Below are 26,005 nucleotides of genomic sequence, written 5' to 3' on the forward strand. Positions count from 1 at the left end.
CTTCTGTACAGTTCTGCTTCATGCGTACCCCCCATATCGCCCTGCTGGCCGGGGTTCTGGTTGGCCTGCTGCTTACCGGTACCGCCCACGCCGGCGCCAGTGTCGGCACGCCGGTTCCCACCGGCACCAAGGCGTTGACCCATAATCCGCTGTATCGCAGCGGCAAGCTGACGCTGCCCTGCGCTCAGCACCCCGAAGACTCCGGCAGCGTCGCCGCCACGAAAAAGCACCTGACGGCGATGCTGGGCTGCTTGAACGCCTCATGGTCCAAGCAGCTGAAGAAGACGGGCCTGGCCTTCAAGAAGCCGACAATCCAGTTCATGACCAAGCCCGGCCGCGCGTGTGGGTCGGCATGGGGCAGGTACAACACCGGCCGCTACTGCACCAGCGAGCGGCGGCTGGTCATCATGATCAGCGACTACGCCGTCAAAGCACCGGCCGACCCGGTGATGCTGCACCTGATCGCACACGAGTACGCCCACCACGTGCAGAACCTCACCGGCATGTGGACCGCCTACAAAGACATGCCGGCCCGCACCAAGACGCAGGCGCTGGCGCAGAGCCGCCGCCTGGAGCTGCAGGCCGACTGCCTGGGAGCGGTGTTCATGGCCAGCGTCTGGTCGTCGCAGAACTACCGGGGCGAGGACTGGAAGGAGGTCGTGGACCACTACCGGGGCAGCGGCGATGAGAAGGTCAACAAGGAACGCAGTCACGGCACGGGCAAGAACCGGGCCGCCTGGCTGCAGCGAGGCTTCGCCGGCGCTTCCCCTGCCGCGTGCAACACCTGGACCGCACCGGCGTCCCGCGTCGCCTGACGGGTTCCTCCCACCGCAGGTCACTGACAGACAAGCCCGAGTCCACAGCGAGGACTCGGGCTTTCTGCGTTCCTCGCCGACACCGAAGACATCAACGGCAGGATCAAGGGCCACCACATCGATCTCGGCGACCCCAGGAACCGGCTCGCGCACGGCCGCGTGGCCCAAACGCTGCTGACCGCGCTCATGGTCTGCCTGGCCAACCAGCACATCCTGCTCAGCCGGCGGCAAACCCACGACCGCCCCGAGGAGCCCGCACCTCAGGACACGACAACGCCTGACGAGCACGACCCCGCCCCGCCCAAAGCCGACAGCAGACCACCGCCTCGCGAGTGATCCGCCCCGCCACTGACCGCACAACGCCACGACGACCGGATCTGATCGCCGATTGCGCTGGTGACCGTTGTGCCGCTCAGTCGGATGTCGTCTCGGAATGTTCGAACGGGCTCAAGCGGTCGGTCAGGAAGGCGATGATCTCGTCCCTGGCCTTCAGCGTGGGATGTCCGTCCTCGTCGACGAGGTGGGCGGTGACAACGCTGTGGGGGGTCCCGACCACGTCGCCGAAGAACGGTGGCGGGCTGGTGTTCGCGGAACCGCCCGGAAGAACACGGCCGTCGAAGGCGTCGCCAAGGAGCGCCTGGTAGGCGGCGAAGCGCTGGCCGGTGCACCAGCGGTCGTCGTCGAAGCGGTAGGCAAGAACCTTCAGTCCGTCGCGCGCGATGCGGTCTCGGACCGCGCGTGCGTCCTCGTCGCTGATCTCGAGTCCGGCAGGGTCGTCCAGCGGCAGCGACGGGTGGTTGACCACTGGCGCGATGACAGCCGGCTCAAGCGCCATCGTGAGAGCGAAGTTGCCGGTGAAGCACAGTCCGATCGCGCCGACTCCCGGACCGCCGCATTCGGCATGGGCTTGGCGCGCGAGCCCACGTAGCCATGCCGTGACCGGGCTGGTGCCGCCCCCGGCGAACGCGCGGAACTCGGCACTGACACACGCGCGGCGGACAACCTCCATACCGCCCTCGGCCGTGGGATAGGCACCGTCGATCCCGAAAAGTGAGGGGACATAGACGGTGAAGCCCGCATCCCGCACCCACCGTGCCAGTCGAAGGACGTCAGGACTGATGCCGGGCATCTCCGGCATCAACACGACGGCCGGCCCGGAACCCGCGGCGTACACCGTCTTCACCACCCCCTCCACATCCACGAGTCGGCGGGAGAAGTCCGTGATCATATCGTCAAGTCCTCCGCTGGCAGCGCTCATGGTGACAGCGTGGACCGATGCCCCAGCACAAGGTGAGAGGCCAGGTCGCCATGTATGCGGGTAATCTCGCCAGAAGCCGGTGGTGAGGAGGCGAGCGTGAGCGCGCTGCGGGTTGGTGTCCTGGCCTATCCAGGCTGCTTCGCGTCCGAGGTGTTCGGCGTACCCGATCTCTTGACGATGGCCACGCACGTTGCCGGACCGGACAGCTCCGGATACGAGGTGTCGATCGTTTCGCCTCGTCGTCGTGTCGCCGCATCGGGTGGTGCGGCGTTGGACGTCTCACCGCTGCGCGAGGTAGACGTCCTTGTCGTGCCAGGGTTCGAGCTCGTGCCGGGCCTCGACGTGGACGCGAAGCTCGCACCCCTCGCCCCTGAAATTGCGGCGATCCGCTCACACGCCGCTGCGGGCACTGTCGTCGTCTCGATCTGTGTCGGTGCGTTCCTGCTCGCCGAGGCTGGACTCCTCAACCGACGCCGTGCTACGACGGCCTGGCTCCTCGCGGACGAACTGGCTCGACGCTGTCCGGACGCTGACGTCCGACCTGAGCGTCTGGTCGTCACCGACACGGGGGTGACGACAACGGCGGCCTTCAGTGCCATGTACGACTTCGCGCTGGATCTGATCCGCCAACACAGCGGTGCCGGCGTGGCACGGACAACCGCACGGGTGGCGCTCGTCGACGATGCGCGATCGTCCCAGACTCCATACGTTGACGCGCAATTTCTTCCGCAGCCCGGAAACGAGTTCTCCCACAAGGTCATGCGACGGCTCGACCAAAACCTTGCCGCCCGATACGACCTCGCCGCTTTGTCGGACACGTTCAAGGTCAGCACTCGAACGCTGCTGCGGCGCTTCGCGGACGAGACCGGCCAGAGCCCGCTGGAGTACCTGCAGTCGTCGCGTGTCCGTCGCGCCCGCCACCTCCTTGAGACCACGAACCGAACCGTCGCCGGCATCTCCGCCGCGGTCGGATACAAGGACCCCAGCACGTTCGCTGCCCTCTTCGCCAAGCACACCGGACGACGCCCGAGGGACTACCGCGCGGCCTTCCGTCGTGTCGACTGATCACTCTGACGGCCAGAGCGCCGAGCTGCCCGAGACTGCCGGCTGGGGCAGGAACCCGTCCAGCGGCCTCAAGACGTGGAAAACGCGAAATCCCGTCCGATCAAGCGATCGGACGGGGTCGTGGAGTGGAACTCGATCATCGTTTGCTGAGCGGGCGCGAAGCACATGGCAGTGATCTCCGCGGGCGCGTGACCCGTGGAGATCACTGCCCAGCGGCTACGGTCCGGCCGGCCGGTGGTCCGATGCCGCTGAGACGGTGTGGATCGTCAGCCCACCGGGCCGTTGATCACAATGTTGTCGACCGTCATGGCGCCGCTGTTATGGATGCCCCAGATGAGGTAATAGTCATCGAACGCACCGGTGGTGAACGTCACCGATCTGCTTTTCACCCCGGAGCCGGTGGAATCGGTCAACATCCCGCCCCACCAGTCGTTGCTATATCCACCGTTGGTGGTCCGCGCCAGGAAGTAGTGCTCGACCTGGGAGTTCGCAGGCCCGAGAATCCGGTACCGGTAGGTCACCGTGTAGGTCGTCGAGCGCTTCAGCTTCAGCTTGGTCCTGTTCGAGATCAGGAACTCCGTCCACTCCCCGCCGGGCAGGCTCTGACCGTAGGCCGAGAAGGTTCCCGACACCACATGGGACTTGTCCGAGGTGATCCACATGGAATGGTCGACGCCCCACGAAGAGTAGGCGGTCTTGTCGTACGAGCCCGCCTCGAAGTTCTCCCCGATACAGCGGCACGGCCCAGAGGAGCCGTCGTAGTTCATCTTCCACTCCACCTTGCCTCCGAGAGGACCGGCACGGCCGATGTTCGTCGGCTTGACGGTGATCTTCTGGTCATCGAAGGCGGCGGGAATCGTCGTCTCGAACCCGCGGGAATCGCCATACTCCGGATGGACATCACGGATGTCGGTACGGAGCTGGAAGGCTGGGGCCGTCTTGACCAGCTTGCCGTCCGCGAAGATCGAGACGTCTACCGGCGAGCGGGTGTCGGGGTCGATCGCCCAGCCCTTGACCAGGATGTTCTCGCCCTGCCAGCGCACTTCGTCCAGCGCCCCGAACGGATCGTGCCGGGAGTTCTGGGTCATGCAGCCAAGCTGTTTCCCCACCCCTCCAGAGTCGGCGTTCACACAGAGCTCACTGGGGGTGCCTTCGAGTCCGTCATGCTTGATCCACACTTCCCAGCCATGATTGGGGCCGAACGTGGGGAAAGCCTGGGCGATGTCGGGGCGCGGCAGGGGGGCACTATAGCCGCGGAAAAACTCTTGCTTGTCCCGGAATCCGCTGAATGTCGCGGGACCGGCGGTATAAGGGTCGATCATCCAGCCGCCGATCACGGAGTACGCGCCCGATGCGACGACCGCGAGAGGAATCCGGTACTCGACGGCGCCGAACGCCCGGGAGTCGAACTCGATGCATCCGAGGTTGGTGACCTTGGTGGTGGTGTAGAACGCCGATACGCAAACCTGGTGCAGCCCTCTGGTCGGTGGGATCTGGACGTCGAAGTTGAACCCGTGCGCGTCGCCGTAGGGGGTGCCCGGCCTCGGGGTGTTGGCCCAGCTTGTGACCTGCGCCTGTCCTGATGTGCCGCCGATCACTTGGACGGTCTTGGCGGGGTAGGCGCTGTTCGCGGCCCATCCCTTGACGCGGATCCGTCCTCCCGCCTCCAGGATCGCCTCCTCGAGTTTTCCCACCACCGTGTTGGTTCCCGGGTCAGTGGTGGGTGCGGCGGCGGGCTGCTGCGGGAGGTTGAGGAAGCCGTCGGGAGTCCGGTCCAGCCGCCGCATCTTCGGTGGTTCGACCTTCCGCGTGCCCGACAGGTCGGGGAGTTGGGCGCGGTCGAGCTCGTTCGGCGTGTAGGGCGTGAACTTCTCCTTTTTCTTCGCCTTCTCCTTTTTCTTTGTCCCCGGCTCCGGCTCCTTGACCGTATCCGCGAGGTTCCCCGCAGATACGGTCAGCGCCGGCGCGTTGGCGAGTGTGCCTCCGGCGGCCTGCGCCGGTGGCGCCATCGGGAGGAGCAGGAGCGCACACAGCACGCTCGCCGCTCGCAGGGCATTGGTTCCTCTTCGCATGGTCATTCCTCTGACTCCCTGGACGGGATGAGATGGGGAACAGACGTCGGTGGGGCGAATGAAGGCCACGGACCGCGCATCCGGGTTGTCATGTGGACGGGTTCCATCCAGGGGCTCCGTCCGGTCTCTTTCATCGGGCGGAGGGACGGGTCATGGTGTCGTAGGTTTCGAGGAGTTTGTGGGCGGTGGTGACGGGGGCGAGGGTTTCGGTGTAGCTGTTTTGTTTGAGGTTCTTGGAGTGGTGGTCGTAGCGCAGGCGCAGGGCGTCGGCGGTGTGGTAGGCGAAGGCCGTGATGGTGTTGGCCAGCGGGTCCTGGCTCCACCGGGCGACGGGCAACTGGTTCTTGTACCAGGTCAGACAGTTGGTCAGCCAGGCGTGCTGCTGGCCGGCGAAGGGGTTGAGAGTGGCGGCGCAGGCCGTGTCGGAAGTGGCGACGCAGGAGTTGTAGGCGCTTTGCGCCGTGCGGAAGATGGTGGTGATGGTGGTGTCGCCGGGGGTGTCGGCGGGCAGGCGTTCGGCGCCGTGCAACAGGACCTGCAGGAGTTCGTCGTCGTTGAGAGCGGTGGGGAACCCGGCCGCGGTGTAGGCCTGCAGCAGGCGCAGGGCGGTGGTGAGGTCGGCGTTGGCCTGGAAGAGAGGCTTGCCGGGGGTGGTCAGCTCGGTGACGACGGCGTCGTAGTAGCCCTTTTGCCGCCCGGTCAGGAACCGGGCGACCTGGGTGCGAACGGCCTGCTGGGGCTCGGGGTATTCGGTGAGGGTGGCGGTTTCGGCGAAGGACTGCTGATAGCCGCCACTGACCCAGCGATCAAGGTAGTACTGGCTGGGGTTGCAGGCCGACGGGGGTTCGGGACTGGAATCGGGTCTGCGGCAGACGCCGGGCACCTCCCAGGTCTTGGTCCAGGTGCGCAGCGTCTGGGGCGGGTTCGGGGGCTGGCCGGAGGCGCTGGGCCAGGTGATGCGCAGGTGCATGGTGACCGACAGGGTCGAGGTGATGGGGTCGTCGGTGAAGGCGACCTGGTGGCAGTAGCCCAGGGTGGGCCGGGAGCCTTCGGGGAGGGCGTATCGGGCCATGGGGATGGCGTTGCCGCTGTAGGTGACGTTGGCGGGCCGTTGGAGGTTGAGGATCGGGCCCTGCCCGGAGCTGCCGGTGCAGAACGGCACGGTGTTGGGAGGTGCGGGCTGGGTGGCGATGGCCTGGTCGGCGGTGCCGAAGAGCTTGTAGTCCTTGTTGTCGACGGCCTGTTTCTGCAATGGCAGCAGAGCCGCGTTGAAGTCGGTGGCGGCGTTCTTGTAGTCCTCGACGAGCCCGGTGTAGAGCTTGTTGGTGTGGGACCCGTCGGGGTTGGGAGTGGAGGCGGGCCTGCTCAGTGCGCCGACGGCGGCGTCGATGTCGAGGCCGGCGGCGACGAGGTCGGCGGTGCGCTGGGGATTCATCTGAGCGGCGTAGGCGGGGTTTTCCGCGGCGAGCTGGCGGTAGCCGGTGGCCATCGACAGCCAGACCGCGGCGTTGGGGATCTTCTCGGCGTCACCGGCCGACACGCTGGCGGGCCATCCGTACCTACGGTTGCCGTACCAGGTCAAGAACCCGGTCGCACCACCGGTCTCCTCATACAGATCCAGCACGGCCACCGGGTCGTTTTCATGGGTGGGGTAGCTGCCCTTGCCAGGCACGAACGGAACCTCCCGCGCCTGCGACACCCCAGCGAAATGAACCAGGTTCATCGTGCTGTCGAACTCTCCCACGGTCGGGATCGGCTGCTGATGGGTCTCGCGATACCGGAGATGCTGGCTCAGCGCCACCCGGACATTCTTGAGCTGCTCGTTCTGCAGGGACTTGATGATCTCGCTCGACCAGGTGTCCACCTTCTGCTCGATGGTGTGGAGCTGTCCCTGGATCTGGGTGAGCTGGGCGATCGACACCTGCTCCAGTTTCAGGACCTCGTCGAACTTGCCCAGCATCTCGGTGTAGATGACGTTGAGATTCTTGTTCACCCGGGCGAACTGCTCGTTCATCGCGTTGTGCAGGCCCGCCACCTGCTGACGGAGCTCGCCGACCTGCTTGAGGATCATCTCCTCGGGACTGGGCTGACCGGCCTGGAAGAGCGGGAGCAGGGCGACGACCGTGGTGATGACGGTCTTGGCGAGATCCGCCGTCCCGGTTGAGAAGACCGCCTCCCGCCAGCCCTTGCCGGCGATCTTGGGGAGGTATTCGTTGACGGCGGTGGCGACCTTGATGACCCCGTCACAGACGGCGGCCATCTTCTGCGCCTCCTTGGGATTGGTCAGCCCGAGGATCGAGGTCAGAAGCCTGAGCCCCTCCCCTGCCGCGTTGATGCTCTCCTGCCGCGTCTTGGCGCGTTCCGCCGCCAGGTCGTAGGCACTGGGTGGTGCGGCAGGCGCGTAGGTGACCCAGAGGAAGGCGCCGTCGCTTCCGTTGTGCAGAACCTCGATGTCCTTCACCGTCTGCTTGACGCTCTCGTTGCTCTTGGCCAGCAACTGGTTCATCTGCTTGATGACTTCTTCTTTATGCTTCGGGTCGCTCTGCGGGAATTTCATGATTGCTTGAAGGTCGACGGCGTCCTTCAGGGGCGAGCTCTGCAGCAGCTCGTCGGTCGTGGCGCTCGCGGTGATGCCGGAGTCGGCACCGATCTCGGCGTTCCACGCCCTGACGGCGGGGTGGTCGGCACCCCGCTGCGCGCTCAGCTCCCGGATCGCCGCCGCCGCCTTCTCGTTCAGCCCCCGCAGAACGACGGCCGCCTCGGCGTCGGCGGACCTCTGGCTGGAGAGGGACTGCCGCCAGTCGTCGTATCGCTGCGGGGAGGCGGGTAGTTCGTTCACCAGTCCGTTCAGCACCACACCGATCTCGCGATACTCCGGGTCGGACTCCGCCAAGGCGCCGATCCGGACGAGGGCGTCGACCTCATGGCCGGCTCCGGGATAGGCGCGGTCCAGCTTCGCGCCGATTCCGGTCTCGGACGCTTTGATGGCCTGGGTGTAGTGCTCCTCGCTCGCGGCGGGGTTGCGGGTGACCTCAGCCACATGGAGCAGGCTGAGCACGACGTCCTTGAAAAGCTGCGGACTGCGTAGACGCATCGTGGCCGCGTGCAAGACGGTGTCGATCCGCTGCTGGCCGTCAAGGGACAGCCCGGCGTGCGCGGGCGCCGCGAGTGTTCCGTGCAGCAGCGACGCTGTCAGCACGAGGGGAAGAACCACCCTTATCGCCCTGGCCAGACGGGCTACCGCCGACCCGCCACGGGTTCTGCTCGATCTCACCGATCATCCTCCTTCGGATCCGCCGATGACGGATCCGCCTATGCCGCAGGCCGGGAGAACGGGTACCGATGACTCCGCCCATCGTTCCCCGGACCGCGTGCCTGGTGTTGTCTGTGCTGTCAGCCGGTCATGGAGTGGGGGTGTGAATCACGGTGTCGTAGGTTTCGAGGAGTTTGTGGGCGGTGGTGACGGGGGCGAGGGTTTCGGTGTAGCTGTTTTGTTTGAGGTTCTTGGAGTGGTGGTCGTAGCGCAGGCGCAGGGCGTCGGCGGTGTGGTAGGCGAAGGCCGTGATGGTGTTGGCCAGCGGGTCCTGGCTCCACCGGGCGACGGGCAACTGGTTCTTGTACCAGGTCAGACAGTTGGTCAGCCAGGCGTGCTGCTGGCCGGCGAAGGGGTTGAGAGTGGCGGCGCAGGCCGTGTCGGAAGTGGCGACGCAGGAGTTGTAGGCGCTTTGCGCCGTGCGGAAGATGGTGGTGATGGTGGTGTCGCCGGGGGTGTCGGCGGGCAGGCGTTCGGCGCCGTGCAACAGGACCTGCAGGAGTTCGTCGTCGTTGAGAGCGGTGGGGAACCCGGCCGCGGTGTAGGCCTGCAGCAGGCGCAGGGCGGTGGTGAGGTCGGCGTTGGCCTGGAAGAGAGGCTTGCCGGGGGTGGTCAGCTCGGTGACGACGGCGTCGTAGTAGCCCTTTTGCCGCCCGGTCAGGAACCGGGCGACCTGGGTGCGAACGGCCTGCTGGGGCTCGGGGTATTCGGTGAGGGTGGCGGTTTCGGCGAAGGACTGCTGATAGCCGCCACTGACCCAGCGATCAAGGTAGTACTGGCTGGGGTTGCAGGCCGACGGGGGTTCGGGACTGGAATCGGGTCTGCGGCAGACGCCGGGCACCTCCCAGGTCTTGGTCCAGGTGCGCAGCGTCTGGGGCGGGTTCGGGGGCTGGCCGGAGGCGCTGGGCCAGGTGATGCGCAGGTGCATGGTGACCGACAGGGTCGAGGTGATGGGGTCGTCGGTGAAGGCGACCTGGTGGCAGTAGCCCAGGGTGGGCCGGGAGCCTTCGGGGAGGGCGTATCGGGCCATGGGGATGGCGTTGCCGCTGTAGGTGACGTTGGCGGGCCGTTGGAGGTTGAGGATCGGGCCCTGCCCGGAGCTGCCGGTGCAGAACGGCACGGTGTTGGGAGGTGCGGGCTGGGTGGCGATGGCCTGGTCGGCGGTGCCGAAGAGCTTGTAGTCCTTGTTGTCGACGGCCTGTTTCTGCAATGGCAGCAGAGCCGCGTTGAAGTCGGTGGCGGCGTTCTTGTAGTCCTCGACGAGCCCGGTGTAGAGCTTGTTGGTGTGGGACCCGTCGGGGTTGGGAGTGGAGGCGGGCCTGCTCAGTGCGCCGACGGCGGCGTCGATGTCGAGGCCGGCGGCGACGAGGTCGGCGGTGCGCTGGGGATTCATCTGAGCGGCGTAGGCGGGGTTTTCCGCGGCGAGCTGGCGGTAGCCGGTGGCCATCGACAGCCAGACCGCGGCGTTGGGGATCTTCTCGGCGTCACCGGCCGACACGCTGGCGGGCCATCCGTACCTACGGTTGCCGTACCAGGTCAAGAACCCGGTCGCACCACCGGTCTCCTCATACAGATCCAGCACGGCCACCGGGTCGTTTTCATGGGTGGGGTAGCTGCCCTTGCCAGGCACGAACGGAACCTCCCGCGCCTGCGACACCCCAGCGAAATGAACCCATTTCTCAGCCTCGTCGTATTCGGCGAACGACGCGACGGGCTTACCGCTTGACCGCCTCAGGTGCCGGTTGAGCGCCGTGCGGGCCTCCTGCAGGGCGCCGTTCTGCAGGGACCTGATGATCTCGCTCGACCAGGTGTCCACCTTCTGCTCGATGGTGTGGAGCTGTCCCTGGATCTGGGTGAGCTGGGCGATCGACACCTGCTGCAGTTTCAGGACCTCGTCGAACTTGCCCAGCATCTCGGTGTAGATGACGTTGAGATTCTTGTTCACGGCGTCGAACTGCTTGTACATGACGGTCTGGAGTGTGACCACCTCCTGGCGGAGCTTGCCGAGCTCGGTCAGGATCTGCATCTCTATGCTCGGCTGACCGGCCTGGAAGAGCGGGAGCAGGGCTCCGATCGCACCGAGGATGTTCCCGGTGAGCACCACCGACCCCAGGGAGAAGATGGCGTCCTGCAATCCCTTCCCGGCGATCTTCGGGAGATAGTCGTTGATGGCGCTCGCGACCTTGATGGCCGCCTCGCCGAGGTACTTCACCCTCCTGCCGCTCTCCTTGTCGGCGAAGTCCACGACGCTGACGAGCCCTTTGAGTCCCTGCTCGACGTGCTTGATGTACTTTCCGCGTTGCCCGGCGCTCTCCTGCGCCCGTTCGAAGGCGGACTTGCAGTCGGCCAGGGCATCCGTGCGGATGGCGGCTCCGGGCGCGCAGGGCGGTTCCGCGGGAGCGGAGGTGCTCCAGAGGAACGCGCCGTCGTACGTGCTCTGCAACTCGTCGATCGCCTCGACCGCGTCCTTGATGATCTTGTTGTTCGCCGCCAGCAGGACGCCCAGCCTCTTGTCGACCTCCTGCTGCCATCTGGGGTCGCCCGGGGAGTACTTGAGAATCTCGCTGAGCCCGACCACCTCGTTGAGCTCGGCGTCCGCCAGGAAATCCGCGGTCGTCGCACCGGCGGTGATACCGGATCGGACACCGACCTGGGAGTTCCAGACCCGCACCGCGGGGTGATCCACACCCAGGTCCAGCGCCACCTTCCGGATCCGGCCCGCACCGGCGAGGCTCACCTCGTCCAGGAGAATGGAGGTCTCCTGGTCGGTGTACCGCTGCGCGGCGAGCGCGTCCGACCAGGTGTCGTACCGCGAGATCGGCGAGATGACCAGGTCGCGCAGCGCATTCTTGACGGTGGCGGCGACCCCCTCCATTCCCGGAACCCGCGCGCCCACCTCGGCGATCCTGGACATGAGGTCCACGCTGTCCTTCGCGTCGGCCTCCGAGCCGAGTTTCTGGTCAATCTGTTCCGAGGCGGCCTGAAGCCGGCTGAGATACTGCTCCTCGGTCAGCCCCGGCGAGGTGAGCGCGAGTGTCCCCAGATACTCGCTGAGCAGACTGTCCCTGTACGGCTTCGGGCTCTTGAGGTGCGTGGCCGTCGCGTGCAGCCTGGTGTTCAAAGCCTCCTGTTGCGCCGGCGACGGATCGGCGTACACAGGGGGGGCGAACGTTGCATGTGTCAGGCTCGTGGTGAGCACGACGGTCATCACCGTCGTGACCAGCCGGCTCAGCCGGGACACCCGTCCCCGACGTTGTGGGTGGTCAATTTTTCTCCATCTCGACCTCACTGAGGGTCCTCTCGCATAGATGTCGGCCGGGGGAGTCCGGCCGGAGTGAACTCGGCGATGGGGAGGCCACCTGTCCGAGGTCGCGCCGCGAGAGCTCGGGGCTACGGCCTTCCGCGAAGCCGTGCGTGGTGACACACCTGGTCGACGGCCGGCCCAGGTTTCTTCGTTATCCGGCACGGAGACTGCTGGGGAGGCGAGCTGCCGCTACGAGGTCGTCATATGGGTTTCCAGAGCAGATGCTCCGTGCCCAGCACGCGGAGGTGACGGACTCGGCATCGTCGGCCGGCGCGTGTCGTCACCGGCGTGGCGGGGGCCGATGTCATCCCATGTCGTATTCGATTCACACCCATCTGGTGCGGCTTCTCCGTCAGCAGCGCGTGAGTCCATCCACATCCAGGAGAGGAGGTGCCCGTGACGTTCCCACCGGCAGTGATCACTGCCACGCTGCTCGGTTGACTGCAGATGTCGGCAGGAGGCCGTACGTGTCTCATGACACTTCCTGAATGCAGGCCTGATCGAATGATCGAAGCGTCACTCAAATCGCTTATGAGGGACTTATGAGAACTTGGATGCTCCCTTTTAGTTCATCTTTAGTTCATCGTTGTGCTGGTCGGAAATAGCCACGGACAGACAGGCAGCAGGCGTCGACCCGGCACCCGCCCAGGCGCCGGATCACGGAGAGCTGCGACGATATGGGGTTTGCTCGGAGACCTCCGGCGGTGTCGGACGAGTGATCGGTGACGACGTGTGATCAGGTGGTGGAAACCGCGAATGGGCCGGTGACGGGTGGAGTACCACCTGTCACCGGCTTGTCGATTACGGCAACGGCTCAAGCTTTTCGGGCGAGACCTGCAGTTGAATCACGCCGTCTTGAATCGACCGCGCTTGCCAGACGACCCAGTTCGGCCCGACCTCGCTGGCATCGATGGGCGCGAATGTCAGGTTGTAGCGCTGCTGCCCGATGTAGTTGGACGGCCCCTCGTCATGGGAGGTCACCCGTTCGTACACGACCTGAAGATCTCGCTTCTTGACCTCGTCGAGGACCTCAGCCACAGGCCGCTCGTGCGCATCGACGCCTTGGAGTACCTCACCCGGGTCTGTGGCGAGAGTTGGGTATCGGTAGGGCTCTCCCTGCTGCGCGGACCGGCCCAACTCACCCGACACAGCCCCGTGGAAATCTTCGGAGATGCGTACGGCAAGGCGGCAGTCCCCCTGCCCGATCTGGCAACCGGACGGCTCGTTACCCGCTGAGATGTCCGTGTGGACGCGAGGTGTTGGTGTTCCATCACCTCCCTGCGGCGGGCTGGTCTCCGTCTTGTCCGCATCGAGCCAAACCAAACGCCCGACATCTGCCGGGGACGCCGGAACGAGGCTCAGCCGCACCTCCAGGCCCACCGCTCTGAACCCCTCGGCATAGCGCTCATGGTCGGCGAGAGGGTCCTTGATCTTGGCCACCCAGTAGTCGTTCTGCTTCTCGATCTCGATGGCGGAGTTGGCGTAGGAGGTCGCGCTGCCCGACCTACCGGGCACGACGCTCGGGCCGATCGCTAGAACCGCTGCCAGCACTGCGGTCAATACAGCGCCGACGATCAGCCCCCGGCTCAGGTTTGGAGTGAGCACGGGTGAGCGCCAGCGGTTCGAGCGGCGCGGCTCTGCGGGGTGCTCCGATCGCCAGCCGACAGCCACTGCCAGAGCGTCAGGATCGGGCGTAGGCATCTCGGCCCGCATCTGCTGGAGCAGCTTCATCTCATCCATTTGACACTTCTCCCAGAGCTTTGCGCAGCTTGGCGCGGGTCCTGTTCAGCCGCGAGCGGACCGTACCCACGGGGACGTCCAGCACGTCGGCGACCTGCTGGTACGTCAGTTCGCCCCAGGCGACCAGCAACAACAGATCGCGATCTACCTTGCGCAGTCCCGCCAGGGCTTTGGCCAGGTGTGGAGTCACAGTCGCCGCAGTGACCTGGTCGACGACGCGGTCGGCGTGGCCCTCGATGACGGGGTCGACGCCCGTACGAGCGAGCGCGCGGTAAAGCCGTGCCTCTGAACGGTGGTGACGGCGTATCAGGTTGGTGGCGATAGTCCACAGCCACGACAACGTGTCCCCGCGGGCAGGGTCGTAGCTGTGGCGGTGCTTGAGCGCCTGGTGGAAGGTCGCGGCGACGATGTCGTCGGCGAGGTGGCTGCCTAGCCGCCGAGCGGCGTAGCGGTGGATCGGCGGTGCATGCCGGCGAAAGAGGTCGTCGAAGTAGCCGGGGTCGTCAAGCGACCGAGGCCTCAGCAACGCTTCATCCCACTCTTCAGGAATGACGTCGGGGGTGCTCACACGTGGCCTTCCGCGTTTCGATGTTGTCGATACACCGGTTACTAGCCCGATGAGCCCCCTGCGGTTCCCGCCACGGTAGCCGTGCGAGGTCACCAGCCGACACGCTGCGCCGGCTCGGCGGCGGAACCATCGAGAGCCGTGGTCAGACCTTCACTGGGGCGATTGAGCCACCATGACGCCTGCCGGGAGCGCCAGATCGCGCTCGCCTGCACCGGCCTTCGACTGTTCCACTATTGACGATGCATGGCCTGAAGGATCTTTAAGCCCCGCAGTGACTGTCAGCGCTTTGCCGTTTCCTTCTTGGCCTCATCCACCGCACTCCGGCGGCCGCCGAGTCACTGACATGGCCGTTCGACTTCGACGTCTCCCGCACCGAGCACGTCGAAGTGATCAGGCTGCGATCAGGTGATGCCCTGGAGGCGATTGCCGGTGACGGGGCGGGTGGGACGTTCTTCCTTTGCGGGGACACCTCAGGTGAGCGGCCCGTGCTGCATACCGGCTCCGAAGGGCAGGCAGGCGCCTGCTCATGGAGGGCGGCTTGGACACGTGGGTGCGCCCACACGTCAGGACGGGCGTAGACGGCCACCAGCACCGTCCAGATCGTAGGCGAGCCCGGGACCGGCCTCCTCCACACCGGCAGCGCAGGAAGGCGGAAAAAGCGCTCCCCGTCACCGCCGGAGAACTCCCATCGTCATCTCGCCTAGGCGAGTTACACATCCCGGTGTTCGATGTTCATTCGGAAGGTCAGCCAGCACGACGCGAGGTGGTACGCGCGGCTGCTCAATGCTCCGGCTGACCGGTTCCAGTGAGGGGCGTGCGGCGCTTGATCCCGACGATCCAGCTGCTGGACTACATCGCGGCTCGCGACAACATGAACACCGCCACCAACCGGGCCTCTCGCCGGCTGTTCCCGGCCGCCGAGCGGGCCGACCCTGCCGTCCCGACCGTCTCTCTGCCCTTCCCAACAAGATCGGCATTCCAGCGGCCGCCGCCCGCGGCGCCGCCGTCCGTCAGCAACTCCTGGAGATGCCTGCCCCGTCATCACCGGCGCCCTCGGCTATCCGGTCCGCCGCCTTCGGGAGCGGTAGCCAAGGCAGCACTGCCCGGAGCGCCAAGCATTTCTCAAGGGGTGTCGGTCAGAATGACGGTAACCAGCTGCTGGATCCGCACACTAAGGCAGAACCCCTCCCCGAAGAGAAGCCCAATGCCACGTGATTTTTCCACGAACCACAACGAAATCGTCGTTGCGCCCGGTCTTTCGACCAACCACAACTAGGTTTTGCCAGGACAGCCCGTCCGCCGACGCCCGCCCGATGCTCTCCGGCGAGAAGGGGATTCAGGGACGTCATCAACGGTGCTGAACGGTCCTTGTGAATCTATGGACTATCGCAGACGGCAAGCAGGGGATAAATCGCCGCCGCCGCGGGCAGGTCCGGCTCGCCACCGACACGAACAGGGGGCGGTACAACAGGGCACACACCTTCGCGTGGGCCAGCGGTCATGTCATCGGTCCCGGATTGGCGGGCACGGCGCTCGGCGTGGGCCGCGATCCGGCGCTCTTCGTGGCGCCAGCGAAGCTGCTCGTCTTAGTGCCGTCCAGGCGGTCCGGTTGGAGCGGTTTCCTCCCCCTCGTCGAACAGCGTCCCCGTCGTAGAAGCGGTTCCCGCCGAGACGGCCGGCGCGGCACAAGGGCACGGCACGCATGACAACTGAAGAAACACGATCCAGGATCACGATGACGAACCTCCACCTTTCCCATGAGCACAAACGAGCGGGCCGCTACGCGGACGCGTACAGCGCCGTCAAGGCTGCGATCCGCGATATCACTGATGCCCCAGCCACCGACGACGCGCTCGCAAACGCCCCGGACACCGGCGGCGCCCGGCAGTGGAGACGACCTCGCCGATGCCCGGCCAGGAGCCGGGCAGTGGAGACGACCTCGCCGGCGCCCTGCTACCCGCGAGCCCGCTGTGCCGGCGCCTCGGACGCCACGCCGAGGCCGAACGCCACATCATCGAAGTCCGCCACGGCGCGGGCCATCCCTACCTCGCCGCATTTCGGAACGGCCGAGACGGCCTACCGCAGGGTGCTCGCGAACCTCGACGCCCGCCGGCGTTCGATGAACTCACCGGACGCCCGGTGAACCGGCGAGCGGACACGCGGCCCGTCTCACTGGTCGCGGCCGTACGCGACCACGCCGCCGTGCATCCGGACCGACCGGCGCTGAGTTTCACCGACTTCAACCGCGCCCGGGACGGGATCACGACCACCTGGACGTACGCGGAACTCGACCTGAGGGCCCGCGCGGTCGCGGCGGAGCTGCTGCGGAGGTGCGTGCCCGGGGACCGCGCCGCCATCCTGTGCCCACAGGGCCTGGACTACGTCGCTGCTTTCCTTGGGTGCCTGTACGCCGGGGTTCGGGCGGTGCCGCTGTACCCGCCGGAGTCGTTTCGCGGGAACTCCCGGCTCGAAGCGCTGCTCGCCGACGCCGCTCCGGCCCTCGTGCTGACGACCTCCTCGACGCTGCCGGCGATCACGCGTCTCCTGGCCTGGGAGCCCGCGGCGGCACCGGACCGGTTCCTCGCCGTTGACGAGATCGACCCGGCGTCGGCCGCGCGCTGGGAACCGCCCGAGGTGGACGACGACACCGTGGCCTACCTGCAGTACACGTCGGGGTCCACGTCGAATCCTCGCGGTGTCATGGTGACCCATGGAAACCTCGCGCACACCGTGGCGCAGTGCGAGCGGGCGTACGGGCTGGCCTCGCATCTGAGCGTAAACTGGCTGCCCTTCTTCCACGATATGGGCCTGGCCAGCGGCGTCACCGTACCACTCACCCTCGGCCTGCACACGGTGACGATGACGCCGTTCGCGTTCGTACAGCGGCCTGCCCGGTGGCTGCGGCTGATCAGCCGGTATCGCGGGACCTTCGCCGCTGCGCCTAACTTCGCCCTGGACCTCTGTGTGGACCGCGCCACCCCCGACGAACTGGAGGGGGTGGATCTGAGCTGCCTGGCGGTGCTGCTCAATGGGGCCGAACCCGTGCGGGCCGCCTCCCTGCGCCGCTTCAGCCACGCTTTCGCGCCATACGGCTTCACCGCCGCCGCACACACCGCCAGCTACGGGCTGGCGGAGGCGACCATCCTGGTCACCACGACACCGGTGGGCACCGGCTCCCGGCTACTGGACATCGACCGCGCCGCCGCCACCGAGGGGCGGGTCGCGCCGATCGGAAAGAGCGCCGTATCGGCCGACGGACGCGCCGGGGACGAGCAGGCCCCGCCACACGTACGGCGCCTGGTGGGATGCGGTGTCCCGGCAGGCCAGCGGATCACGATCGTCGACCCCGACAGCCGTGCGGAGCTTCCGCCAGGCCGGATCGGCGAGGTCTGGGTGCGCGGACCCAACGTGACCGCCGGTTACCACGGCTTGGCGGAGCGGACCCGCGAGGTCTTCCAGGCCCGGCTCCTGGACGACGCCGCGGGCGAGCACTGGCTGCGCACCGGCGACCTGGGGTTCCTGCACGACGGCCACCTCTACCTCGCGGGCCGCCACAAGGACCTGATCGTCGTCAACGGCCGTAACCACCATCCGGCCGACATCGAGGCCACGGTGGAGACGGCGCACGCGTGCGTGCGCGCCGGGCACGTGGTGGCGTTCGGCGTGGACACCGGGGACACCGAGCGGTTGATCGTCATCGCCGAGATGGACCCGCGCGCGCTGAACGGCGACGGGTCCGATGGGGACGGACTGCTGCGCGCGGTACGCAGGGTCGTCGCCGACCGGCACGGTATCGAAGCGCACGACCTGCTGATGGTCTGCAGGGGCCAGATTCCGATGACCTCTAGCGGCAAGCCCCGACGCGCCGACGCGCGGCGGCGTTACTTGGACGGCGAGTACAAAGTGGTCACCTTCGCAGGCAGGAGTTGAACTTGTCCGGAAACATCACCAACCGGGACGCCGGGGAGATCGAAGAGTGGTTGATCCGGCGCGTCGCCGGCCGCGTCGGCGCGCGGGCCCAGGACATCGACTCGCGCTCCCCCCTCGCCGACCTCGGCCTGTCGTCGGCGGACGCGGTGGCGATGAGCGGCGACCTGGAAAAGCGCTACGACGTGCCGGTTCAGGCGACCCTGCTCTGGGAGCACCCGACGATCAGGGCGATCGCGGAGCACCTCGCCGAACACTCCGCGGCTCCGGACGGCGTCTGGTCGGGCCCGTCCGCCACGGCCTTCGACCTCCTCCTGCGGGAGACCGAGGAGACCGTGTGGGAGCACGAGCAGACCGGGCGGGCGTTCGAGCGGGTCGACGATGTCTGATCTGAGCCGCCGGATCGCTCAGCTGCCCGGCGACCGGCGGGAACGGCTCGCCGACCGGCTGAAGTCCGCCGCCGACACGGTCGCCTCCGAGCCGATCGCGGTCATCGGCCTGAGCTGCCGCCTGCCCGGCGGCGCGGACTCGCCGGAGGCGCTGTGGCGGTTGCTCGTCGAGGGCCGGGACGCGGTGCGCGAGGGGCCGCACGAGCGCTGGGACGTGGACGCCTTCTACGACGAGGATCCGGACGTCCCGGGCCGCACTACCTCCCGGTGGGCGGGTTACCTGGACGACATCGCGGGGTTCGACGCGGCGTTCTTCGGCATCACCGCGCGCGAGGCGGCCGCCATGGATCCGCAGCACCGGCTGCTGCTTGAGGTTGCGTGGGAGTCCCTGGAGCACGCGGGCATCCCGCCGGACGGTCTCACCAACAGCAGGACCGGGGTGTTCGCCGGCCTGTCGCACTTCGACTACGCGCTGCGGATGACCGGCCGCTACGCGGAGATGAACGCGTACACCGGCACCGGCAACGTCCACAGCACCGCCGTCGGCCGGATCTCCTACCTCCTGGGGCTTGTCGGGCCTAGCATCGCGGTCGACACGGCCTGCTCGTCCTCGCTGGTGGCCATCCACCTCGCCTGCCAGAGCCTGCGGCTGCGCGAGTCCGATCTGGCGCTGGCCGGTGGCGTCAACCTCCTGATCCGGCCAGAAGACATGATCGTCGGATCCCGGTGGGGCATGTTCTCGCCTCGCGGGCGCTGCCATCCCTTCGACACGCGGGCGGACGGGTTCGTCCGGGGCGAGGGCGCCGGGGTCGTGGTCCTGAAGCGCCTGACCGACGCGCTGCGCGACGGCGATCGGGTGCTGGCCATCGTACGCGGCTCGGCCGTCAACCAGGACGGCAGGTCGCAGGGGATGACCGCGCCGTCTCCCGCCGCCCAGCGGGCGGTGCTGCGGGCGGCGCTTGACATCGCGGGAGTCGATCCCGCCGAGGTCGGGCTGATCGAGACGCACGGCACCGGCACCCCGCTGGGAGACCCGATCGAGTTCGCCGCCCTGGCCGACGTGTACGGCGGCGGCCCGCACCGCTGCGCGCTCGGGGCCGTCAAGTCCAACCTCGGCCACACCGAGTCGGCCGCGGGCGTCACCGGGTTCGTCAAGGCGGTGCTGTGCCTGTGGCACGGCCTGGTGCCGCCGAACCTGCACTTCGATCAGTGGAATCCGGCGATCCCCGGGGGGGACAGCCGGTTCTTCGTACCCACCGGCCTATCCCCTTGGCCGGCGAAAACCGCGACCAGACTGGCCTCGCTGTCCTCCTTCGGGATGAGCGGCACCAACGCGCACGCGGTGCTCGAACAGGCCCCGGAAGTGACGCACGGGCACGGCGGGAGTCCGGCGCCCGGACAGGTCTGGGAAAAGATGCCCGAAGTCTCCATGTACGCGGTGCCCGAAAGGGGACGGAAAGCGCTGCCCGAGCACGCCACAGACGCGGTGCCCGAGCAGGCTCGGGGAAAGGCCGCGGGGGGAGGCCGGGATCGCGTGCCGGCGGTCGTCGCGGAGAGCGGCAGGCCCTTCCCGCTGTCGGCCGGGTCACCGGCCGCGCTGGCCGCCGCGGCGAGAAAGCTGGCGGAGGCGCTGCGAACCGGCGATGTGAGGCTCACCGACGTCGCCCACACGCTGGCCCTGCGGCGTTCGCACCGGCAGGTCAGGCTCTGCACCGTGGCCGCCACACGCGAGGAGCTCGTCGCGCGGCTCGACGAGGCCGCGGCAGGCGAGCCGGACCACCGGACCGCGAGGGGATCGGCCGGCGGTGGCTCGGCTCGCGGCGCGGTGTGGGTGTTCCCCGGGCAGGGCTCCCAATGGGCCGGTATGGGACGCGGCCTGCTGGCCACCGAGCCCGCGTTCGCCGCGGCGATCGGCGAGCTGGAGCCGCTGATCGCCGCCGAGGCCGGTTTCTCGGTGATCATGCTGCTGCGCGAGGGGCGGCCGATCACCGCCCTCGACCGGCTCCAGCCCGCGCTGTTCGCCGTCCAGTACGCGCTCGCCGCGACCTGGCGGTCGCATGGCGTCGAGCCGGTGGCGGTGATCGGTCACTCGCTGGGCGAGGTGACGGCCGCCGTCGTCTCCGGCGCGCTTTCGCTCGCGGACGGCGTCCGGGTCGTCTGCCGCCGCTCGCAGCTGATGGCGGGGATCGCCGGTGCGGGGGCGATGGCACTGGTGGAGCGGCCGGCCGAGCAGCTGATGGCCGATCTGCCCGGCACAGTCAGCGTGGCGGTGCTGGCCTCGCCGCGCAGCACCGTGGTGTCGGGCGCCGCCGCCGAGGTCGAACGGCTCGTCACGTCCTGGCAGGAACACGACCTGCCCGCCCGGTTGATCGAGGTGGACGTGGCGTCACACAGTCCCGAGGTCGATCCGATCCTGGACGACCTCGCCGACCGCCTGGCCGACCTCGCGCCGCGCCCAGCGCGGATTCGCTGGTACTCGACGGTGACGGACGATCCGCGCGGCGGGTCCGCCCCGGACGCCGCCCACTGGGTGGCCAACCTGCGGCAGCCCGTCCTGTTCTCCGGCGCCGTCGCCGCCGCGGCGGACGACGGCCACACCGTGTTCGTGGAGGTGTCGCCGCATCCCGTCCTCGTCCACGCGATCACCGAGACGCTGGACGGCCGCAGCGGCGACCACGTCGTCCTGCCCACCCTGCGGCGCGGGCAGGACGAGCCGGAGGCCGTGACCCTCCAGCTCGCCGCCCTGTACTGCGCGGGCGTCTCGATCGACTGGACGCGCCGGTACGGGGCGGGCGGCCTGGTGGACCTGCCGACCACCACGTGGGACCGCAGGCGGCACTGGATCGACCTGCCGCTTCCGCACCCGGACGACCAGGCCAGCGCGCGGGTGGGTCGCCCGCCGGCGATCACGGCGGATGAGATCGCCCCGCTGCTGTACGAGACCATCTGGGAGTCGGTCCCGCTCGCCGACGTTCCGTCCTCCGGAGTCTCGGGCCGGTGGATCGTGCTGGGTGAGGACGGCGACCTGGCCGAGCAGGTGGGCAGGACACTGCGGGCGGCCGGCGCCAGCTGCTCCGTGTTCGATCTGGACACCGGCTCCGGCCCGGCGTACAGCCCCGGCGCGGGAGGCGGCGAGTTGCCCGCGGCCGTGTCGGCGGCGCTCGGCGCGATCGACTCGTCGTGCCGCGGCGTCATCGTGCTTGTCGGTACCGCCTTCCACGGGTCCGAAACCACGCTCGGCGACCTGGTGGATCGCTCCGCCGGTCGCCTGTCGCGTGTCCTCCGGCTCATCCAGGCCGGAGCCGACGGCGTCGGCCGGTCGGCCTCCGATCAGGCCCCTCGGCTGTGGATGGTGACCCGAGGCGCCCAGGCGATCTTCCACGGCGACGAGGTCGCCCTGGACCAAGGCGCGCTGCGCGGACTCGTCCGAACGGCCATGTACGAATATCCCGAGCTGCGGCCGACCATCGTCGATCTCGACCCGGCCCCTCTCTCCCACGGAACGCTCGCCGAGCAGATCGCGGGTGAAGTGCTCGCCGAGTCCGTCGAGGACGAGATCGCCTGGCGCGACGGGGAGCGCCGGGTGGCCCTCCTTGTCGGCCTGTCCCCGGAGAACGAGGCGCGTTCCGCCACAAGACACGTACGGCCCGACGGGAGCTACGTGATCACCGGTGGCCTGGGTGCTCTCGGCCTGGAGATGGCGGGCTGGCTGGCCGAGCGGGGCGCGGGCCGAATCGTCCTCAACGGCCGGACGGCTCCGTCCGAGCACGCCGGGAAGGTCATCACCCGGTTGCGCGCCGCGGGGACCTCGGTGGAGGTCGTTCTCGGCGACATCGCCGAGCCGGGCGTCGCCGAGCGGCTGGTGGCGATCGCCGCTGTGGGCGGATCGCCGCTGCGCGGAGTCGTCCACGCCGCGGGCGTGGTCAGCGCCGGCCTGATCGCCGAACTCGACACGGACATGGTGTACCAGACCTGGCGGCCCAAGGCGCTCGGCGCATGGCGACTGCACGAGGCCACAGACGGTCACGAGCTGGACTGGTTTGTCTTGTTCTCCTCCCTCTCGGCGCTGGTGGGTGGCCTGGGTATAGGCGCCTACGCGGCGACCAACGCCTGGCTGGACTCGTTCGCGGACTGGCGGCGGGCACGCGGGCTGAAGGCGTTGAGCGTCGCCTGGGGTCAATGGAAAGGCCTGGGGATGGCCGCGCGCCTGTCCAGCCGCGACTACGCGGCCATCAGCGTCCAGGAAGGCGTCACCGCGCTGGAGACACTGCTGGATCACGACCGGGCACGGGCCGGGGTGTTCCGTTTCAACCCGGAGGACCTGGCTGCCACCCTGCCCTCCGCGGTGGATTCCCGCTTCTTCGCGGCGACTCCGGTACACCGCCACGACGCCGCGGGCAGCGGCACGGTACGGGCACGTCTGATGGCCATGGAGACCGGCGAGCGCCACGACGCGATGTCGGCGTACCTGGGCGAACTGATTCGGGTGGCCCTCGGCATGGCCGTCGCCGCCGAACCGCACCGGTCGCTCGCCTCTTTGGGCTTCGACTCGCTCATCGCGTTGCAGTTGCGCAACCGGCTGGAGTTCGACCTCGCGATGAAGATCTCCGCCACCACCGTGTGGACTTTCCCGACCACAGCCGCCCTCGCCGGACACCTCTTGGAACGCATGGAGTCACCGGCCGGCGACACGTCGCAGGACTCTCCGACTCCGGAACACAGGGATGCGCCCGACTCCCCTCTCCTGGAAAGCATCAAGTCGTCTACTTACCCACTCCTGGAACAGTCGCCGGATTCACCGTCCCTTCCGTCGCGGCAGCAGGCCGGTGAGTGGTTCCCGCGGTACCTGCCAAGGCCAGAGGCCCGGGTGCGCCTCTACTGCTTCCCGCATCTCGCCGGAACCGCCTCGGCCTATCGCCCGTGGGGGCAGGTGCTGCCCTCCTTCGCCGAGCTGACCGCCGTACAGCTTCCCGGCAGGGAGGACCGAAGCGCCGAACCTCCGGTGACGGACCTGCGCGTGCTGGCGGCGACGCTGGCCGAGGCCCTGGCGGCAGATCGAGACCGGCGGCAGTTCGCCTTCTTCGGCCACAGCAGCGGTGGCCTGCTCGCCTTCGAGACGGCGCGGGCATTGCGCCGCCTCGGCCATCCGGCACCCGTGCTGCTGGCGGTGTCCGCCATGGGCGCGCCGCAAGACCCCAGATGGGCCAGGCGACTCCGCGACCACCTGCCGGAACGACCGCTGGAGGCGCTCGCCGGTCTCGACGGCGTGGCGGCCGAGGTCCTGCGTGACCCTCAGCTGACCGCGAGGCTGCTTCCCGTCGTCGAGGCGGACGCCGCCCTGTACGGGAGCTACCTCTACACCGAGGAACCACCGCTGAACTGCCCGATCTCGGTGTTCGGGGGAGAGCAGGATCAGGTGTACGACGCCGCCGAGCTCCAGCTGTGGGGGGCTCAGACTACCGTCGGCCTGGTCCGCCGGAGCTATCCCGGGGGGCATTTCTACCTGCGCGTAAGGCTGGACGAGCTGATCACCGACCTGGCCGCCGATCTGGTGGCGGCGCTCGCCGCCACCAAGGCCGGCTGAGCTTCCCCTGGATGAGGAGACCGCTACCGCGCTGCTGCGCGGCCGCCCGCAATGACCGCTCGGTCCTTTCGACGGCGCACCACGCGGGTGGTCGAGTGCCGCCCGCGCCCGCTCACCGACACACCGCTGCAGGTGCCGGACGCCGCTGTCGGCCAAATGAGCCACCTGCTGGACCACAGCGGCGTCACTGCCCTGATCGAGGCCGAACCGGCTGGACGACCTGGTCCGCGAGGGCTGCCGATCCGCACCGTGCTGCTCGGACTGCTGCTTTCCATCCAGTACGCCGGCAAGGCCACCCTCTGTGATGCCTGGCGGCTGGTCACTTTCAGTCTCAGCCCCACGGCCCAAGCCCGTCTGGGCCTGAAACCGATCAACCCTGACGACCCATACGAACGGCTGGCCAGTTCCCGACGCTTCTACCGAGCCTTCGACCGGATCACCAGCGTGCTGGACCCTGCCCGCACTGATCGGCGCACTCGCTTGCCCCAGCACAAGGCCGTCCAGCACGCCGCTGCTTGGGAGGACGATGATCCTGAGCACCGGCGGCGGCGCGACCTGCTGCAAACCATCGTCACGAGCCTGATCCTCACTCCCTCGTCCAGGACAAAGGTCGCCGCTACTTCAAGGCGATGTCGGCATCGACGCCACCGTCATTCCTACCTGGGCCAAACCACCCCGTGTCAACAAAGGCCCGGCCTCGACTGAGATCACCGCAGGCTGGCACCATAGCGCCGGCAACGACCGGCCCACCTTCGGCTACAGCGCCACCCTCGCCACCGCCACCCGAACCCGCAGCACCCTGGGTACCTTTCCGCAACTCGTGCTCGGCCTGGTCATCGACACCCCGCACAAACGCGTCGGCCAAAACGCGATCATCGCTTTGCATGGCTTCGCCCCACTCGGCCTGCCCGTCGGCGCCCTGGCAGTCGACCGCGCCTACACCGAACACTTCGCGCGCCCAGCCCGCGAACTCGGATACCACCTGATACTCGACTACAAACAAGACCGACGCGGTCTGCAAGGCAGCGCACACGGCGCCCTGCTCATCGACGGGAACCTCGCCTGCCCACTGATACCCACGCCACTGATCCACGCCACCAAAGGCCTGGACGACAAGACCGTCCGCACCCCACCCGAGCAACTGAACGAGCTGATCGCAGCGCGCGAGCCCTACTGGCTCAAGCTCAAACAGAGCGCCGACGCCCAAGGACGCATACGACTGCATTGTCCGGCCGCGGGCCCTTCCCCCTCGGTGACCTGCCCGCGCCGGGGCCGCACCCGCCCCACCCCGCCCGCCTCTCCCGCGGCGGTGGATCTGACCAACGCCCGCCAACGCGCCGCCCACCTGGCCGCCAAACCCATGATCCAGCTGCCCGACAACGAGAGAAAACGGCCCCTTCCCCTGGCCGAGCTGCCCCGCATCTGCCAGAAGTCGACCATCACGCTGCGCCCCGACGACCTCGGCATCAAAGACAAGCTTCGCCAGGACCGGCGCTACCTCACCCCCACCTGGCAGGACGCCTACAAGAACATCCGAGCCAACACCGAAGGCGTCAACGGCAGGATCAAGGGCCACCACATCGATCTCGGCGACCCCAAGAACCGGCTCGCGCACGGCCGCGTGGCCCAAACGCTGCTGACCGCGCTCATGGTCTGCCTAGCCGACCAGCACATCCTGCTCAGCCGGCGGCAAACCCACGACCGCCCCGAGGAGCCCGCACCTCAGGACACGACAACGCCTGACGAGCACGACCCCGCCCCGCCCAAAGCCGACAGCAGACCACCGCCTCGCGAGTGATCCGCCCCGCCACCAACCGCACAACACCACGACGACCGTTGGGTTTCGCACGCCCACCGGCCGGTCCCACACGCGCTCACCGCGGTCCACCACCACCAGCGCCCTCCGCCAGGGCCACCGCACGAGCCGAAATCAGCCCGCCCAGCGACCACAGGACCTCGGAAACGATGAA

The 26,005-nt window shown here is 68.0% G+C and carries 14 protein-coding genes; 8 read left to right on the forward strand and 6 right to left on the reverse strand.

The window, feature by feature from the left end; translation table 11 throughout:
• The first annotated feature begins 20 nt into the window (after positions 1-20).
• Positions 21-815, forward strand: a complete 795-nt coding sequence (locus ACWD3H_RS14185) for a neutral zinc metallopeptidase (RefSeq protein ID WP_451955232.1) — start codon at positions 21-23, stop codon at positions 813-815.
• 159 nt (positions 816-974) lie between these two features.
• Positions 975-1,151 carry a hypothetical protein gene (locus tag ACWD3H_RS14190; protein WP_451955233.1) on the forward strand — a complete coding sequence of 59 codons (177 nt, stop codon included), beginning with the start codon at positions 975-977 and terminating at the stop codon, positions 1,149-1,151.
• 76 nt (positions 1,152-1,227) lie between these two features.
• On the opposite strand, the gene ACWD3H_RS14195 is transcribed toward ACWD3H_RS14190, so the two are convergent.
• Entirely contained in the window at positions 1,228-2,043 is an 816-nt protein-coding gene (locus tag ACWD3H_RS14195) for a dienelactone hydrolase family protein (RefSeq protein WP_451955234.1), read from the reverse strand.
• A gap of 126 nt (positions 2,044-2,169) precedes the next feature.
• Between ACWD3H_RS14195 and ACWD3H_RS14200 the strand changes: the two genes are divergently transcribed.
• Complete coding sequence (locus ACWD3H_RS14200; protein WP_451955235.1) at positions 2,170-3,138, forward strand: GlxA family transcriptional regulator; 969 nt, start codon at positions 2,170-2,172, stop codon at positions 3,136-3,138.
• Positions 3,139-3,404: 266 nt separating this feature from the next.
• Here ACWD3H_RS14200 and ACWD3H_RS14205 read toward each other — a convergent pair whose 3' ends face one another.
• The 5 genes from ACWD3H_RS14205 to ACWD3H_RS14225 form a co-directional block, all read right to left on the reverse strand.
• Positions 3,405-5,147 (reverse strand): hypothetical protein, encoded by a 1,743-nt coding sequence (locus ACWD3H_RS14205; RefSeq protein ID WP_451955236.1) that lies wholly within the window; start codon positions 5,145-5,147, stop codon positions 3,405-3,407.
• Positions 5,148-5,340: 193 nt separating this feature from the next.
• Entirely contained in the window at positions 5,341-8,484 is a 3,144-nt protein-coding gene (locus ACWD3H_RS14210; RefSeq protein WP_451955237.1) for a hypothetical protein, read from the reverse strand.
• 127 nt (positions 8,485-8,611) lie between these two features.
• On the reverse strand, positions 8,612-11,644 hold the full coding sequence (locus ACWD3H_RS14215; RefSeq protein ID WP_451955238.1) for a hypothetical protein: 3,033 nt from the start codon (positions 11,642-11,644) through the stop codon (positions 8,612-8,614).
• A gap of 984 nt (positions 11,645-12,628) precedes the next feature.
• Positions 12,629-13,567: a hypothetical protein gene (locus ACWD3H_RS14220; RefSeq protein ID WP_451955239.1), complete on the reverse strand. Its 939-nt coding sequence runs from the start codon at positions 13,565-13,567 to the stop codon at positions 12,629-12,631.
• Entirely contained in the window at positions 13,560-14,135 is a 576-nt protein-coding gene (locus ACWD3H_RS14225) for an RNA polymerase sigma factor (protein WP_355551263.1), read from the reverse strand. Before ACWD3H_RS14225 ends, ACWD3H_RS14220 begins: the two co-directional genes overlap by 8 nt.
• Positions 14,136-16,040: 1,905 nt before the next feature.
• On the opposite strand from ACWD3H_RS14225, the gene ACWD3H_RS14230 reads away from it, so the two are divergent.
• From ACWD3H_RS14230 to ACWD3H_RS14250, 5 genes are all read left to right on the forward strand, one after another.
• Complete coding sequence (locus tag ACWD3H_RS14230; RefSeq protein WP_451955240.1) at positions 16,041-18,065, forward strand: fatty acyl-AMP ligase; 2,025 nt, start codon at positions 16,041-16,043, stop codon at positions 18,063-18,065.
• Between the two features lie 2 nt (positions 18,066-18,067).
• Positions 18,068-18,451 (forward strand): acyl carrier protein, encoded by a 384-nt coding sequence (locus ACWD3H_RS14235; protein ID WP_451955241.1) that lies wholly within the window; start codon positions 18,068-18,070, stop codon positions 18,449-18,451.
• Positions 18,444-24,035, forward strand: coding sequence for an SDR family NAD(P)-dependent oxidoreductase (locus tag ACWD3H_RS14240; RefSeq protein ID WP_451955242.1), 5,592 nt, complete (start codon positions 18,444-18,446; stop codon positions 24,033-24,035). The genes ACWD3H_RS14235 and ACWD3H_RS14240 overlap by 8 nt, the downstream gene beginning before the upstream one ends.
• 156 nt (positions 24,036-24,191) lie before the next feature.
• The gene (locus ACWD3H_RS14245; protein WP_451955243.1) at positions 24,192-24,740 is read left to right on the forward strand and encodes a hypothetical protein; all 549 of its coding nucleotides are present in this window, start codon (positions 24,192-24,194) and stop codon (positions 24,738-24,740) included.
• 115 nt (positions 24,741-24,855) lie between these two features.
• Entirely contained in the window at positions 24,856-25,833 is a 978-nt protein-coding gene (locus tag ACWD3H_RS14250) for a hypothetical protein (RefSeq protein WP_451955244.1), read from the forward strand.
• The last annotated feature ends 172 nt before the right edge of the window (positions 25,834-26,005 follow it).

It is taken from the genome of Streptosporangium sp. NPDC002607, assembly GCF_053592655.1.